The organism is Streptomyces sp. NPDC057543, assembly GCF_042801895.1.
In the GTDB taxonomy this organism is placed as follows: domain Bacteria; phylum Actinomycetota; class Actinomycetes; order Streptomycetales; family Streptomycetaceae; genus Streptomyces.
On sequence record NZ_JBHVFF010000242.1, the window covers coordinates 1 to 13713 of the forward strand.

The following is a 13713-nucleotide window of genomic DNA, read 5'->3' on the forward strand; positions in this document are numbered from 1 at the left end:
CTCACGGACCGCGGGAATCCACCTGCCTACACCTTGCGATACTCGTACGCCTCCGAAGCCGCGGCCGCCACCGCCGCGATGTCGCCACCCGCCGACGCCGTGACAACGGCGGCCACCGCACCCTCCAGGAACGGCGCGTCCACCAGACGCGAGCCGTCCGGCAGTTCGTCGCCCTCGGCCAGCATCGTCTTGACCGTGAGCACCGCGCTGCCCAGATCGACGAGCAACGCCACCCCCGCACCGCCGTCCACCGACCTGGCGGCCTCGGCGATCAGCTCCGCACTGGTCCCGAGCCCACCCGCAGGCGTGCCACCGGCCGCGGCGACCGGGGCCGTCGATCCACCGGCGGCCAGCCCCCTGGCGAGCTCGGCGACGGACTCGGCCACCGGGCCACTGTGCGAGACCAGCACGATCCCGACCTGCTTCCCGTCGCTCATCCCTCACCCCCGTCGCCGCCGGTCTCGGCCAGCGCGGCGATCAGCAGGGCGGAGGACGTAGCCCCCGGATCCTGATGCCCGATGCTGCGCTCGCCCAGATAGCTCGCCCTGCCCTTGCGGGCCTGGAGAGGAACCGTCGCCAGCGCTCCCGCCTCCGCCGCTTCCCGGGCCGCCCCGAACGAGGTCCCGAGCACCTCGGCGGCCGGCAGCAGCGCATCGAGCATCGTCTTGTCCCCGGCCTGCGCCCCGCCCAGCTGGGCCACGGCCGCGACGCCCACCCCGAGCGCCTCGGCCAACTGCTGCGGCGTCACGGCGGGCGCATCACCCAGAGCCTTTCCGGTACGCCGCAGAAGCATCCCGTACAACGGCCCCGCAGCCCCGCCGACCTTCGAGATCAACTGCCGTCCGGCGAGCGTCAGCACGGCCCCGGGGGTCTGCGGCCGCTCCTGGCCCAGGACCTCGGTCACCGCGGCGAACCCGCGCTGCATGTTGCTGCCGTGATCGGCGTCTCCGATCGCCGAGTCGAGCTCGGTGAGGTGGTCCGCCTCGCGATCCACGGCAGCCGCGGCCGCGGTCATCCAACGGTGGAAGAAATCGGCGTCGAGCACATGATCTCCTTGTCGGGCGGGTCAACGGCCCCAGCGCAGCGCCGGCGTCTCCACCGGCGCGTCCCAGAGGCGCAGCAGTTCCTCGTCCACCTGGCAGAGCGTCACCGAACAGCCCGCCATGTCGAGCGAGGTCACATAGTTCCCCACGAGCGTACGAGCCGTCACGACTCCCCGCTCGGACAGCACCCGCTGCACCTCGGCATTGAACCCGTACAGCTCCAGCAGCGGAGTCGCGCCCATCCCGTTGACCAGCACGATCACGGGTCCGCGTGGCCGCAGGTCCTCCAGCACCGCGTCCACCGCGAAGTCCGCGATCTCCCCCGACGTCATCATCGGACGCCGCTCCCGCCCCGGCTCGCCGTGGATCCCGATCCCCAGCTCCAGTTCGCCCGGCGGCAGATCGAAGGTCGGAGACCCCTTGGCGGGCGTGGTGACGGCGCTGAGCGCAACGCCGAAACTCCTCGACTCGTCGTTCACCCGCCGGGCGATGGCCGCCACCTGTTCAAGCGGCGCGCCCTCGTCGGCGGCGGCCCCGGCGATCTTCTCGACGAACAGGGTCGCGCCCGTGCCCCGCCGTCCCGCCGTGAACAGACTGTCGGTCACGGCCACGTCGTCATTGACGAGGACCTGGGTGACCCGAATGCCCTCGTCCTCGGCGAGCTCGGTGGCCATCTCGAAGTTCAGCACGTCGCCGGTGTAGTTCTTGACGACGAACAGCACCCCCGCCCCGCTGTCGACCGCCGCGGCGGCCCGCACCATCTGATCCGGCACGGGCGAGGTGAACACCTCTCCCGGACACGCCGCCGACAGCATTCCGGGCCCGACGAACCCGGCGTGCAACGGCTCGTGTCCTGACCCGCCCCCGGAGACCAGCGCCACCTTCCCGGCCACGGGCGCGTCACGCCGCAGGACGACACGGTTCCCGACATCCACGGTCAGCTCCGGATGGGCGGCGGCCATACCGCGCAGCGCGTCCGCGACAACGGTCTCCGGGACGTTGATGAGCATCCTCACGGGTATCTCCTAGGCAGGGGAGCAGGTGGGTTGTTGTCCTGCGTTTTCGCTGTTCAGAGTGAGTATGGGTAGATCGTGATCTTGGCTGTCCGTGGCGGTCGTGAGCGGGTTCTGGCGGTACTGATGCTGACTTAATGCTGACTTTCGTGACAGGCCGTCAGGTTTGCCGGATGGTCGGGCGGGTCTCGGCTGACCTGCTCCTGTCGGCAGTATCGGCCTTGCGGCAGCGAAGGGCACGTGCGAGGACGTCATGGGCGCGCCCAGGTCCGAATACAGGATGCGTTCGGTTGTGGCCGGACGTCGATGTCCATGCGTACTCCGGGCCTCGTCAGCACGTGGTGTATGGGGACGCTCCAGCCCCTTGCTTGCGGCGAGAGGGATTGCGAGGCGGTGTTCGCTGTGCGGACCGGCCGTGTTGCCATCCCGGCAGATTCTTCGGCTGCTGGTGGTACACCGCCCGCTTGGCTCTGACCAGCGTAAATGTGCCATGCGGAGGGGCATGGGCGGACCTTGGTCCGGGTATGGTCCGGATCTTGCGTCGGTCGGCGCGACCGCCGCTCCCGGCGCCGAGGCCGCGCCCCAGGGCAGGCCGTACGCGTGGGCGAGAGCGGCCACGGCCCAAACGGTGATGGCCACCAGGACCGTGCCGGCCGGCACGATGGCGCGCAGGTCCCGTCGGACCGCCCGCAGCGAGGTGGTCACGCTCTCCCAGTACAGGAACAACGGCAGGAAGACGAGCAGCGACCTTGGTGCCCGGTCCGGCGCCGTACCGCTTGAGCGGCGCGTAGACGGTTATGCCGGCGCACGGCAGCGGCGCCGCGGCGGCCGGGGCGAGGCTGTCGGGCACGGGGACGACGAAGTCCTCGGGTGTGACGATCGCCTCGGAGCAGCCGCCCTGGGTGTGGGCGCGGGCTCGGCCGGGTCGGGGCTGCCGAAGACCAGGGTGTGGCCGTTGAGGCAGTACTGCTCCTGCCCTGCCCGGCAGTTCTCGCAGTCGCGGCAGGAGTTGACCATGCAACCGATGCCGACCAGGTCGCCGACCTGGTGGCGGGTGACGTCGGGCCCGGTCTCGGTGACCCGTCCGACGATCTCGTGGCCGGGGACGAGCGGGCTGGTGGGCAGTGGGCCGAACTTGCCGCCGCCGAAGTTCATGTCGGAGTGGCAGATGCCGCAGTACAGGATGTCGAGCTTGACGTCGTGCGGGCCGACGTCGCGGCGCTCGATGGTGAGGGAAACGAGCGGTTGACGCACGTCGTGGGCGCCGAACGCCTTGACGGCGGTGGGCACGGGGATTCCTTCTGGGGTTCTGGTGCTGGAGGATCGGGTCAGGCTTCCGGAATGACGCGGCCGTGGGCGGTGAGGGTGACGTTCTCGGGATCGGGGCCGCCGCGCCGACCGGTCTCCAACGCGTCCAGGGCGGTGAGTTCGTCTGCTGTGAGCTCGAAGTCGAAGACGTCGATGTTCTCGGCGATGCGGGTGCGCTTGGTGGACTTGGGGATGACCGAGCGGCCCTGCTGGAGCCCCCAGCGCAGCAGCACCTGGGCGGGGCTCTTGAGGTGCGCCTTGGCGATGCGGGTGACGGCCGGGTCCGCAATGACGCTCTTGCGGTCCTCGCCGTAGCCTGGGTAGAAGGTGATCCCGCCGATCGGGGACCACGCCTGGTTGAGGATGTGGTGCTGGTCGTCGAAGTCGAGCACGGCACGCTGCTGGAAGTAGGGGTGAATCTCCAGCTGGTTGACCGCCGGCACGACGGAGGTGGCGTCCAGTAGCGTGGTCAGGTGGTCGACCATGAAGTTGCTGACGCCGATGGCTCGCACCTTGCCGTCGGCCAGGAGCTTTTCCAGGGCGCGGTAGGCGGCGAGGGTCTTGTCGAAGTCCGATGGCAGGGCCTGGTGCAGGATCAGCAGGTCGATCTGGTCTACCCCGAGCTTTGCGGCGCTCTTGTCGAATCCGTGCAGGGTCTCGTCGTAGCCGTAGTCGCTGATCCAGATTTTGGTCTCGATGAAGATCTCGTCGCGTGGCACTCCGGAGTCGCGGATGGCCTGGCCGACCCCGCGTTCGTTGCTGTAGGCGGCGGCGGTGTCGATGTGCCGGTAGCCGAGGTCGAGCGCGGCCTTGACAGCGGCCTGGGTCTCATCGGGCGGGGTCTGGAAGACACCGAGTCCGAGGGCGGGCATCTCGACGCCGTTGTTGAGGGTGAGGGTCTGCATCACAGGGACCTTTCGTTGTGAGTAGCCCGTGCGGGCACGATGAGGGTGAGGACGGTCACGACCGCCAGCGCGAGCAGGACAGCCGAACCGGTCAGGGCCGTTCCCGAGCGGGCCGCGATGTCTGCGGCCGCGTGCCCGGTGGAGACGGAGGCGGCGACGGCGGTCAGGATGCTCAGGCTCAGCGCGCTGCCGATCTGGTGCACGGTGTTGACCAGGCCCGAGTCGGCCCCCGCGTCCGCGGGGGCGACGCCGTCGATACCGCTGGAGGTCAGCGGGGCCAGCGTCAGGCCCTGGCCGGCGCCGATCAGCACCATGGGCAGGGCCACGCCCGTCAGGTAGGGGGTGTGCAGGTCGAGGCGGCTGAGCCACGCCATGCCCACCGTGGTCAGGACAACCCCGATCGGCTCCTCGTCCTACTTCGGCTCCCAGATCGTCGAGGCTCAGTGGACCTCGCGGGAGCGGCACCTGGAGCGGTTCGTTACCGAGCAGCCGCCGTACTCGATCCTGGTCCGGGGCATTGAGGAGGACGTGCTCCCCATGGCGCGCCGCCACGGCATGGGCACGCTCACCTACAGTCCGCTCTCCGGCGGCTGGCTCTCGGGCCGCTACCGCAAGAACGCCACCGAGGGCCCCGCCTCCGCGGCGCGCCCCCAGGCCCGCTTCGACATGAGCACCCCCGCCAACCAGCGCAAGCTCGACGCCGTCGAACGGCTCGCCGTCCTGGCGGAGAAGTCCGGCCTCACTCTGATCGAGCTGGCTGTCGCCTTCGTCGTCAACCACCCGGGCGTCACCTCGGCGATCATCGGCCCGCGCACCATGGAGCAGCTGGAGGCGTTCCTGCCCGCCGCCGACGTCACGCTGTCCTCCGACGTGCTCGACGCCATAGACGAGATCGTCGCCCCCGGGGTCACGGTCAACCCGGTCGACAACAGCTACGGCGACTTCGAGCTGCGGGCTGACCAGCGGCGACGTTGACACGATCCGGCCACGAGGCACGGGGCCGGATCGCCTCCGGGATGGCCTCCGCCTCTTGGCCACCTCTGGCTCCCCGGAAGAGACGCCGCCACCCTCCGGGACTGCGGGCGCGTCGCGGGGTGAGAGGTCAGTTCTCTCGCGGCCGCCCGGCGAGGACTTCCTGTGTCGCGGCCCAGGAGGCGAGCAGGCGCAGACCCTCTTCGGAGGGTGAGCCGGGTTCGGCCGTGTAGATGGTGACGGTGAGGCCGGGTTCGGCCGCCATCTCCAGGCCCTCGTAGGCGAGGGTGATATCTCCGACGGCCTCGTGGTGGAAGCTTTTGGTGCCGGTGCCGTGGTGGCGGACGTTGTGGGCGCCCCAGCGGGTGCGGAAGTCGTCGCTGCGGGTGGAGAGTTCACCGACGAGGTCGTGCAGCTCCTTGTCGTGAGGGTTGCGGCCGGCCTCGGTGCGCAGGATCGCGACGGTGACGTCGGCGGCCAGGCTCCAGTCGGGGTAGAAGCGGCGGGACGCGGGGTCCAGGAAGGTGAAGCGGGCGAGGTTCGCCTGGTTGTGGGGGTTCGCGTAGACGTCGCTGTAGAAGGCGCGGGCGAGGGCGTTGGTGCCGAGGATGTCCATGCGGCCGTTGCGGACGAAGGCGGGGCCTGCGGTGATCGCGTCGAGCGTCCACTGCAGGCTGCGGTGCGGGGTCCACTGCCGGGCGGGGCGTCGGCGTCGCGGGCGGGTGAGGGCGTCGGAGCCGTCGGCGGCCTGGGCCAGGTGGAGGAGGTGGGCACGTTCGGCGTCGTCGAGCTGGAGGGCGCGGGCGACGGACTCGAGGACGGCGGGGGAGGCACCGGCGAGGTTGCCGCGTTCGAGCTTGGCGTAGTACTCCACGCTCATGTCGGCGAGGGCCGCGACCTCGCTGCGGCGCAGGCCGGGGACGCGGCGCCGGGTCCCGGAGGGCAGTCCGGCCTGCTCGGGGGTGATCTTGGCTCGCCGCGAGGTGAGGAACTCGCGGACCTCCTGTTGGTTGTCCACCCCTCGACCGTACGTGCAGCCGGCCGCATGAGGGATGTACTGCCGGTACACCCATCGACGGTGACTGGCTGGCCGCCACGAGGGGCGGTTACCTGGAGGACGTGGCGCTGTCCCCGGCCGTCCGTCGGCGGGGACGGGGCCGCCCGACCTCGGCACACGGTCGCCTCGCGACCCGGGGACGGTCGTACGAGGACCGCTTGCAGCGGCCCCACTTCACGTGAGCAAAGGTACTTTCATGCGCGGCGCAGTGATCCATGCCCCCGGTGACGTCCGCTTCGAGACGCTGGACGACCCGAAGATCCTCCACCCCACCGACGCGGTCATCCGCACGGCCGTCACCTGTGTGTGCGGCTCCGACCTGTGGCCCTGGCGTGGCCTGGAGCCGATCGGCGACGCCCATCCGATGGGGCACGAGTACGTCGGCTTCGTCGAGGAGGTCGGCTCCGAGGTCACGGCCGTGAAGCCGGGCCAGTTCGTCGTCGGCTCGTTCGCGACCTCGGACAACACCTGCGCCAACTGCCGTAACGGCTTCCCGTCGAACTGCCTGCATCGCGAGTTCATGAGCACCTGCCAGGCCGACTACGTCCGTATCCCCAACGCCCAGGGCACCCTGGTCGCCACGGACGAGGTGCCGGGCGAGGACCTGTGGCCCGGCCTGCTGGCCGTCTCCGACGTCATGGGCACCGGCTGGTGGGCCGCCGACGCCGCCGAGGTGAAGCCCGGATCCACCGCCGTGGTCGTGGGCGACGGGGCGGTCGGCCTGTGCGCGGTGATCGCCGCCAAGGAGATGGGCGCCGAGCGGATCATCGCCATGAGCCGCCATGAGTCCCGGCAGAAGCTGGCCCGCGAGTTCGGCGCCACCGACATCGTCACCGAGCGCGGCGACGAGGGCATCGCCCGGATCAAGGACCTCACCGACGGCATCGGCGCCGACAGCGTGCTGGAGTGCGTGGGCACCGCGCAGGCCATGCAGCAGGCGCTGCACTCCGCCCGGCCCGGCGGCAACGTCGGCTTCGTCGGCGTCCCGCACGACGTCGCCGTCGACGGGCAGGAACTGTTCTTCTCCCACGTCGGCCTGCGCGGCGGCCCCGCCCCCGTGCGCCGCTACCTGCCCGACCTCATCGAACACGTCGTGACCGGCCGGATCGACCCGGGCAAGGTCTTCGACCTCACCCTGCCCCTCGACCAGGTCGCCGAGGGTTACAAGGCCATGGACGAGCGCCGAGCCATCAAGGCACTCCTCAAGCCCTGACCCCGCACCCTTCCGCTCCCGGGGCCGAACGCTCCTCTCGCCCCGCTCGAGGAGGACCTCCAGCATGACCACGTTCGCTCTCGTCGGTGCCGGTCCCGGCCTGGGGCTGGCCACCGCCCGCCGCTTCGGCACCGCCGGCCACGGCATCGCCCTGATCGCCCGCAGCGACGAACACCTCCAGCACTTGACGGACGATCTCCGCCGCGAGGGCATCGAAGCCCGCGGATTCTCCGCGGACGTCCTGGACCCGATCGCGCTCACCGGCGCCCTCCAGGACGCGGTCGAGGCGCTCGGGCCGATCGAGATCTTGCAGCACAGCCCGGTGCCGCGCGCCGACTTCATGAAGCCGGTCCTCGACACCACCGCCGCCGACCTGGAGGACCCGCTCGCCTTCTCTCTCAAGGCTCCGGTGACCTGCGTGAACGCGGTCCTGCCGGGTATGCGGGGCCTGGGACGCGGAACCCTTGTCTTCGTCAACGGAGGCAGCGCGGTCCGCCCGCACCCCGAGCGGGCCGGCACCTCGGTCGCCTTCGCCGCCGAGAGCGCCTACGCCCGCATGCTCCACGACGCGCTCGCCGCCGAGAACATCCACGCCACCCAGCTGATCATCCCCGGCACGATCCGGCCCGATTCCGAGCACAGCAGCCCTCAGGTGCTGGCCGAGCGCCTGTACGCCCTGCACACCGAGCGCGACGGCTTCCGCCACTACGCCGAGCCGATGCCCGAGTGAGGAACAGGCAGTGGACAAGTCTCCGGCGCCCAATCCGGGCGGTACCACTTCGGCCATTCGGGCCGCTCCGACCAGTCTTGTCGGCGATCACGGCGGCCGTGGGACTGCTGGCTCCGACCGCCTGCCCAGGCAGCGGGCAGACCGCCGACCGGTCCGCCCCGGCGACCGCCTCCGTGCGCCCCAGGTCGACCAGCACCCAGCCCACCCCACCATCCGACAGGAGCAGCGCCGTGCGCATCCAGCTCAGCCTCGACGGACGCCCCGTCCGAGCCACCTTGAACGACAGCCCAGCCGCCCGGGACTTCGCCGCGCTGCTCCCGCTCTTCCCGGGCTCTCACCGCGCGACCGCAGCCTGGTGACCGTCAGTGTCCTCGCCGCGCTCTACCGCAGCGAACAGCCGCCCTATCACCTGGGCGTGGCGCTGGAGAACGGCCTGAGCGTCGAGGAGCTCTCCGAGGCCGTCACCCACCTGGCCTTCTACGCCGGCTGGCCCAACGCCATGACCGCGATCAACCATCTCAAGAAGCTCACCGAAGAGCGCGGCGCCTGACGCTCGCACACCACTTCCCCCGCAGCCGCACAGCAAGGAACACCTTCCGTGGAAATCGTCACGCACACCCCGACCGCCAAGGCCCCCGCCGATCGCTTCACCGGGGATGTGTACCTCAACATGATCGAGACCCCCGCCGAGCCGGCCCGGTTGGCGACCGCCTTGGTCCGCTTCACTCCCGGTGCCCGCACCAACTGGCACTCCCACGTCAACGGCCAGACCCTCTACATCACCGACGGTGTCGGCCTCGTAGGCACCCGTGACGGCGACGTCGTACGCGTCAGCGCCGGCCAGACCGTCAAGTGCCCGCCCGGTGAGGAGCACTGGCACGGCGGCACGGACACCACCCTCATGGCGCACATCGCCATGGTCGTCGGCGATACCGACGGCGACGGCACCACCTGGCTGGAACCCGTGACCGACGAGCAGTACGCCGAAGCGCTCGCCACCGTCACTCGCTGAGGGCCAATGCGACGGTGGTGCGCGAGTGATGGGACGCACGCCCCGCATTCGATCTGATGCAGTGCCAGGAGGCGTTTTCATGGACTCGCGGCGCTCATGAGCGGGCGGCTCGTGGGGTGATGTCTTTCAGGGGCGTGCCGTCTTATGTGGTCGATCCGCCTCACCTCGGACGCTCCCCAGCAGCGCTGATCCTCCCCAGATTCTCCCCAGGGAGGGCCGCCGTGACGGACGGCGGGAGGCGGAACTTGGCGCTGTCGCAGGCACGCTGAGTGACTGTAGCGGGCGCTCAGCCGGCATCCCAGGGGTGATCTCGGCTCCAAGATCTCCGCCCTGTGCGTACCCGTCCCTTCGAAGGCACTGCGTCCGGTCACTGATAGCGAGACGGCTGTCCGCCCTGGGCCGTGACGGTCCCACCTGGCACAGGTTGTAGATCGTTCCTTGTGCGGTCCAGGCGGTCCATGTGAGGCGCGTAAGCGCAGGTCAGGCCTTTGTGGTCCAGGCGCGTCGACGCTGTTGGTGGTAGGCGTGTGAGAGGTGGCGAGCCCCCGTCGGATTGTGCCGGCGGGGGCTCTGGGTGTGGCGGCGGGCTCGGCTGTGGGGAGTTCGATGCGGTCTTGTCGGGCTCCGGTTCGTCCACGTCGCTTCTGCTGCGAGGCAGGTGGTGACGACGCTGCGGTGCGTTCAGCGAGGGTGCCTTCTGCGGATGGGGAGGACGCTCAGGGCCATGACGGTGCCGTCGTCGTGGAAGGAAATCGGCCCGTTCCATCTGCCGGTTCCCTCAGTCTGCTGACGTGCTTGCGGTTGATCTTGCTCCCGCGGGAGCGGAGTTCGGCATGGACGCACGGGGCGCCATAGGTGGGGCGAGGGGCTCGCAGGATTGTCAGCAGGGGACCGCTGCCGGTCAGTTCGCCGCTGAGTCCTTAGCTTGGGGGTTTATCGCCAATCTCGTCAGCGGGATCGGCCGCACGGTAGCGGCCCATGCTCCTGGAGATCAGAATGGCGCCCAGAGGGGTCGTGCCATAGAGCACGGGGAAGTCTTTGCCGAATCTGGTGATGAGGAAGGCCAGCCCTGCGAGGGCGGTGATCAGGACGGGACGCCTGATGACGTGGCTGCAAACGATTCCCAGTCGGCGCCATGCCCGCGCTTCGGTGAGCCGTGTCCAGTCTGACGGTGACATGACGTCAGCGTAGTCGTGCAGCACTCGGCGATGCAGCTGCGTGTTCGTGAGGGCCGAGGCTCGGGGCGAAGGTGTGAGTCCTTGCCCCCCGGCCGGCAGGTTCTCAGGCCGCCGCCGCCTTGCGCTTGGCGGTGGTGCTGGTGAGACGGAAGGACTGGGTGCCGGTCTCGATGATGTGGGCTTCGAAGGTGAGCCGGTCGACGATGGCCTGGCGGAGTCGCTTGTCCGAGGGCAGCGTGGGTACAGCGAATCTATGCGGCCAGGGAAGACATCCTGCAGTGTCCGTGCCCACACCAGATTCTCGTGACGCATGCTGCTCGCCGACCTCATCGACTCGCTGACCGAACGGCCCGGCGCTATCGACCGGCTGATGCGGGAGACCTTCGACTCCATGGCCGCTAAACACAGTTGATGTGCGGGCGGTGCCCGGTCCCCGCCATGTACCGCCCGGGTCGTGCACATGCTGCGCTACGGGCAGGAGCCACAGGCCCCGGGGCGGCGGCGCCGTTGTTTCCGTGATGGAAATCGGGCGAACGACGGGGTGGATGACCCCCGGCACAAGATCTCGACCCTTAGCCAAGCGATCTTGACGGCCAACGGAGCAGGTCTGCCGCATGTGGGCGATTCCGTGCATGGATCCATTCGTGCTTCCGTGCGCCCCGCCGTATGGCCTCACTGCGCGGCGGTTCCGGGGAAGTAGTGGAGGCAGCGGGGCCGATCGGTCGGGTCGGCCCGGCGGCACCACCACACCCGGTGGGCCGAACGGAAGCGAGGAGTTGGACATGAGCGATCCATCGGCCCAGGATGTCGGTGAATGGTACGACCGCTTCGGAGGCCTGTATGGCCTGACCATGGGCGACAGCATGCACCTGGGCATGTGGACCGACGGCGTACGGACGCAGACGGGGGAGCCGACAGCCGACGAGATGTGGGAGGAACTCACCCGGGCCCAGGACTCCTGGACCGGCAGCCTCATCAACGAGGTCGGGCTGCTGCCGGGACAGCGGATGCTGGACGTCGGCTGCGGCACCGGCCGGCCCACCGTGCGAATCGGTGCCGAGTCGGGCGCGAGCGTGCTCGGCGTGACGGTCAGCGCCGCGCAGGTCCGGGCCGGCCGCGACCGCGCCTTGAAGGCGGGACTGTCAGACCGCGTCGCCTTCGAACAGGCGGACGCCATGGCCCTGCCCCAGGAGTCCGAGATCTTCGACGCCGCGTGGGCCATCGAGTCGTTCGCGCACTTCTCCGACCGCCCCGCCGCTATCCGCGAGGTTCGGCGGGTGCTGCGGCCCGGCGGCCGCTTCGTTCTCGCGGACTGCTACGAAGCCGAGCCCTTCACGCCCGAGGAAGTCCAGCTCTTCCAGGCTGCGTTCGCCCTCTCCCGCCTTCCCGCCGGACCCGAGGACTACTCCCGCATGCTCGGCGAGGCCGGCTTCACCATCCACGGCATCCGCGACATGTCCCGAGAGTTCAAGCCCACCTATGAGCTGATCCCGCGCCTGTTCGCCGCAAGGCGCGCCCAGATCGCGGAGCTGGTGGGCACCGCCGCGATGGCGCAGCTCGACACCGTCTACCCGAGCATCCTCGCCCTGTGCCGTGACAAGATGGGATACACCGTGATCAACGCCGTTAAGTCCCCCTGACACGGCCAGGCCCGCCCCGACTCTCCGGTTTCCGTCGTCCCCGCGTGATCTCAAGGCAACCAGGGAGCGCCAGGCCCTACCGACCTGTTGGTATGCCGGTCCGGTGTAGGGGCGGGGAAGTGGCGGGCGGGATGACCTGGGGCCTGGTCCTCACGGGGCTGGGGGCCACGGCCCATGCGATGGGCTTTGGACTTGAAGGAGCTGGCCGTGTACGGTCCGCTCGCCGGTGAGTTGAGCAGTGGGGGATGCGGCCATGGGTGAGGAAATCGAGGGGGCGGCCGAGAAGTTCGAACGTGCGGTGCAATGGCTGCGCCAGGAACTGTGGGCCGTCGCGGCCGCGGTCGCCCCCGGTGTCGAGCCGCGCGCCGAGGAGCGGACCAACGATCGGCGCACCGTAAGCGGGGCGATGGGCAAGCGGTTCTCGATGGCCCTGATACTGCCTGACACTCCCTACGCGACCGCAGTTGCGGTCGCGGCCGACGCGTTCGCCGCGGCGGGCTGGCGCGCCGAGACCGAGCAGGGATTCGGCGGTCGCCCTCTGCCCGTGGTAACACGCGACGGATGCAGGGCCGGTGTCAGCCACGCGGGCCGCGCTCTGCGGCTCTGGGGAGAGGTGCCCGTGGCGTGGATCCACGCCCGTTGGATACGTCCCCCACGCGTGGCCACCCCGGAATCGTTGAGGCCCGGCCACCGACTGTGCGTCATGTGTGAAGGCTGGGGCACATGCCGCACCTGTGAGGGTCTGGGCTTCGTGAACAGCCGGCAGTGCCCGGAGTGCGGACTCGGAATGGATTGTCCGGATTGTCAGGGCACCGGGCAGGAACGCGTACGAGGAGCGGGCAATGGCTGCTGATGTGGCCGGGGAACCGCGCCTCATGCTCGCCTCCGAGGAAACGGCCGCTGTCCCGTCGGGTCCATGGCGGGCGAGTGTGTGCGGCTTGGTGGTGGAAAACATCGACCGCTGCCTGAGCGGATCCCCGGCGAGCTGATCAGGGGCGGCACAGGCACGGGCCATTCGGTGATCCGTCCCAGGGAAAGTTGAGGTCCACTCGGCGGTTATCGCAACACAATCACGGGATGATCGGCAACCGGATCACCTGTCGCACCGCGGACGGCGTCCGCATACCCGGAACCTGGCGGTCCTTGCCGATGATCGGGTCGCCCTCCCAGTGGCCGGGCATGGCCCGGTCTTCGGCCTCGGCCGGACGTTCGCTGATCATCACCATCGGGGTGGCGAACCGTGGGATGCGCTGCTGGGCCTGGCGGCGGGGCTTGCGCCGCACCCGGCCCGTGCGCAGCGCCTTGGCCGGCTCACGGCGCGGTTCACCCCGGCCCTGGACGTGGAGGGCCTGATAGACGGTCTCGTGCGCCACGTGCATCTCCGGCCGGTCGGGGAACTGGGTCCGCAGAGCCTGGCAGATCTGCTCGGGACTCCACCGTGGGTCCAGGTGATGCTGGATGAAGTCCCTCAATCGTGGGTTCTGGCCGATCTTCCCCGGTTTGGGGCGGGGCCGGCGGGCGTCGCAGCGGGCCTGGGCGGCGTAGGGCCGGTAGACCCAGCGGGAGACTTCCCCGCGCAGCGGCATGCCGTTGCGGCGTGGCCACCGGCCACAGACCGCGGCCGAGGGTCCGGTGCGGTCGG

The 13713-nt window shown here is 69.9% G+C and carries 16 protein-coding genes and 3 pseudogenes; 8 read left to right on the forward strand and 11 right to left on the reverse strand.

Annotated features, from left to right (window positions below):
• Positions 1 to 26: 26 nt before the first annotated feature.
• The 6 genes from ACFU8Q_RS30945 to ACFU8Q_RS30970 form a co-directional block, all read right to left on the reverse strand.
• On the reverse strand, positions 27 to 437 hold the full coding sequence (locus ACFU8Q_RS30945) for a PTS-dependent dihydroxyacetone kinase phosphotransferase subunit DhaM (protein WP_266744462.1): 411 nt from the start codon (positions 435 to 437) through the stop codon (positions 27 to 29).
• Complete coding sequence (gene dhaL, locus ACFU8Q_RS30950) at positions 434 to 1045, reverse strand: dihydroxyacetone kinase subunit DhaL (RefSeq protein ID WP_384460130.1); 612 nt, start codon at positions 1043 to 1045, stop codon at positions 434 to 436. The genes ACFU8Q_RS30945 and dhaL overlap by 4 nt, the downstream gene beginning before the upstream one ends.
• A 21-nt stretch (positions 1046 to 1066) precedes the next feature.
• Positions 1067 to 2053, reverse strand: a complete 987-nt coding sequence (gene dhaK / locus ACFU8Q_RS30955) for a dihydroxyacetone kinase subunit DhaK (RefSeq protein WP_384460171.1) — start codon at positions 2051 to 2053, stop codon at positions 1067 to 1069.
• A 798-nt stretch (positions 2054 to 2851) separates the two neighbouring features.
• Positions 2852 to 3346: an alcohol dehydrogenase catalytic domain-containing protein gene (locus ACFU8Q_RS30960; RefSeq protein WP_384460134.1), complete on the reverse strand. Its 495-nt coding sequence runs from the start codon at positions 3344 to 3346 to the stop codon at positions 2852 to 2854.
• A gap of 38 nt (positions 3347 to 3384) precedes the next feature.
• Complete coding sequence (locus ACFU8Q_RS30965) at positions 3385 to 4269, reverse strand: aldo/keto reductase (protein ID WP_384460137.1); 885 nt, start codon at positions 4267 to 4269, stop codon at positions 3385 to 3387.
• Complete coding sequence (locus tag ACFU8Q_RS30970) at positions 4269 to 4643, reverse strand: hypothetical protein (RefSeq protein ID WP_384460140.1); 375 nt, start codon at positions 4641 to 4643, stop codon at positions 4269 to 4271. The genes ACFU8Q_RS30965 and ACFU8Q_RS30970 overlap by 1 nt, the downstream gene beginning before the upstream one ends.
• 7 nt (positions 4644 to 4650) lie before the next feature.
• Here ACFU8Q_RS30970 and ACFU8Q_RS30975 point away from each other — a divergent pair, with 7 nt between their 5' ends.
• Entirely contained in the window at positions 4651 to 5244 is a 594-nt protein-coding gene (locus tag ACFU8Q_RS30975; protein ID WP_384460143.1) for an aldo/keto reductase, read from the forward strand.
• A 127-nt stretch (positions 5245 to 5371) separates the two neighbouring features.
• Here ACFU8Q_RS30975 and ACFU8Q_RS30980 read toward each other — a convergent pair whose 3' ends face one another.
• Positions 5372 to 6259, reverse strand: coding sequence for a helix-turn-helix transcriptional regulator (locus tag ACFU8Q_RS30980; RefSeq protein ID WP_384460147.1), 888 nt, complete (start codon positions 6257 to 6259; stop codon positions 5372 to 5374).
• A gap of 235 nt (positions 6260 to 6494) precedes the next feature.
• Between ACFU8Q_RS30980 and ACFU8Q_RS30985 the strand changes: the two genes are divergently transcribed.
• From ACFU8Q_RS30985 to ACFU8Q_RS31005, 5 genes and pseudogenes are all read left to right on the forward strand, one after another.
• Positions 6495 to 7511: a zinc-dependent alcohol dehydrogenase family protein gene (locus ACFU8Q_RS30985; RefSeq protein WP_384460150.1), complete on the forward strand. Its 1017-nt coding sequence runs from the start codon at positions 6495 to 6497 to the stop codon at positions 7509 to 7511.
• A 64-nt stretch (positions 7512 to 7575) separates the two neighbouring features.
• Positions 7576 to 8241 carry an SDR family NAD(P)-dependent oxidoreductase gene (locus tag ACFU8Q_RS30990; RefSeq protein ID WP_384460153.1) on the forward strand — a complete coding sequence of 222 codons (666 nt, stop codon included), beginning with the start codon at positions 7576 to 7578 and terminating at the stop codon, positions 8239 to 8241.
• Between the two features lie 230 nt (positions 8242 to 8471).
• Positions 8472 to 8600 carry a cyclophilin-like fold protein gene (locus ACFU8Q_RS30995; RefSeq protein WP_384460174.1) on the forward strand — a complete coding sequence of 43 codons (129 nt, stop codon included), beginning with the start codon at positions 8472 to 8474 and terminating at the stop codon, positions 8598 to 8600.
• Positions 8567 to 8791 (forward strand): annotated as a pseudogene (locus tag ACFU8Q_RS31000) (carboxymuconolactone decarboxylase family protein); the annotation flags it as partial. The gene ACFU8Q_RS30995 and the pseudogene ACFU8Q_RS31000, both read left to right, overlap by 34 nt.
• Positions 8792 to 8839: 48 nt before the next feature.
• A complete protein-coding gene (locus ACFU8Q_RS31005; RefSeq protein ID WP_384460156.1) occupies positions 8840 to 9253 on the forward strand; it encodes a cupin domain-containing protein in 414 nt (137 codons plus the stop codon).
• A gap of 752 nt (positions 9254 to 10005) precedes the next feature.
• Here ACFU8Q_RS31005 and ACFU8Q_RS31010 read toward each other — a convergent pair.
• From ACFU8Q_RS31010 to ACFU8Q_RS31020, 3 genes and pseudogenes are all read right to left on the reverse strand, one after another.
• A pseudogene (locus ACFU8Q_RS31010) lies at positions 10006 to 10116 on the reverse strand (IS3 family transposase); the annotation flags it as partial.
• Positions 10117 to 10173: 57 nt separating this feature from the next.
• On the reverse strand, positions 10174 to 10431 hold the full coding sequence (locus tag ACFU8Q_RS31015; protein WP_384460159.1) for a hypothetical protein: 258 nt from the start codon (positions 10429 to 10431) through the stop codon (positions 10174 to 10176).
• 103 nt (positions 10432 to 10534) lie between these two features.
• A complete protein-coding gene (locus tag ACFU8Q_RS31020; protein ID WP_384460162.1) occupies positions 10535 to 10723 on the reverse strand; it encodes a hypothetical protein in 189 nt (62 codons plus the stop codon).
• Positions 10724 to 11213: 490 nt separating this feature from the next.
• Here ACFU8Q_RS31020 and ACFU8Q_RS31025 point away from each other — a divergent pair, with 490 nt between their 5' ends.
• Positions 11214 to 12071 carry a methyltransferase domain-containing protein gene (locus ACFU8Q_RS31025; RefSeq protein WP_384460165.1) on the forward strand — a complete coding sequence of 286 codons (858 nt, stop codon included), beginning with the start codon at positions 11214 to 11216 and terminating at the stop codon, positions 12069 to 12071.
• Between the two features lie 253 nt (positions 12072 to 12324).
• The gene (locus tag ACFU8Q_RS31030) at positions 12325 to 12924 is read left to right on the forward strand and encodes a hypothetical protein (protein WP_384460168.1); all 600 of its coding nucleotides are present in this window, start codon (positions 12325 to 12327) and stop codon (positions 12922 to 12924) included.
• A gap of 286 nt (positions 12925 to 13210) precedes the next feature.
• Here the strand turns inward: ACFU8Q_RS31030 and ACFU8Q_RS31035 are convergent.
• Positions 13211 to 13713: pseudogene (locus tag ACFU8Q_RS31035) on the reverse strand (IS30 family transposase); the annotation flags it as partial.

Bases quoted from the DNA above. Each gene is read 5' to 3' on its own strand.
- ACFU8Q_RS30945 (WP_266744462.1), bottom strand. From the start codon at position 437: ATGAGCGACGGGAAGCAGGTCGGGATCGTGCTGGTCTCGCACAGTGGC.
- dhaK (WP_384460171.1), bottom strand. From the start codon at position 2,053: ATGCTCATCAACGTCCCGGAGACCGTTGTCGCGGACGCGCTGCGCGGT.
- ACFU8Q_RS30965 (WP_384460137.1), bottom strand. From the start codon at position 4,269: ATGCAGACCCTCACCCTCAACAACGGCGTCGAGATGCCCGCCCTCGGA.
- ACFU8Q_RS30970 (WP_384460140.1), bottom strand. From the start codon at position 4,643: ATGGCGTGGCTCAGCCGCCTCGACCTGCACACCCCCTACCTGACGGGC.
- ACFU8Q_RS30985 (WP_384460150.1), top strand. From the start codon at position 6,495: ATGCGCGGCGCAGTGATCCATGCCCCCGGTGACGTCCGCTTCGAGACG.
- ACFU8Q_RS30990 (WP_384460153.1), top strand. From the start codon at position 7,576: ATGACCACGTTCGCTCTCGTCGGTGCCGGTCCCGGCCTGGGGCTGGCC.
- ACFU8Q_RS31015 (WP_384460159.1), bottom strand. From the start codon at position 10,431: ATGTCACCGTCAGACTGGACACGGCTCACCGAAGCGCGGGCATGGCGC.
- ACFU8Q_RS31025 (WP_384460165.1), top strand. From the start codon at position 11,214: ATGAGCGATCCATCGGCCCAGGATGTCGGTGAATGGTACGACCGCTTC.
- ACFU8Q_RS31030 (WP_384460168.1), top strand. From the start codon at position 12,325: ATGGGTGAGGAAATCGAGGGGGCGGCCGAGAAGTTCGAACGTGCGGTG.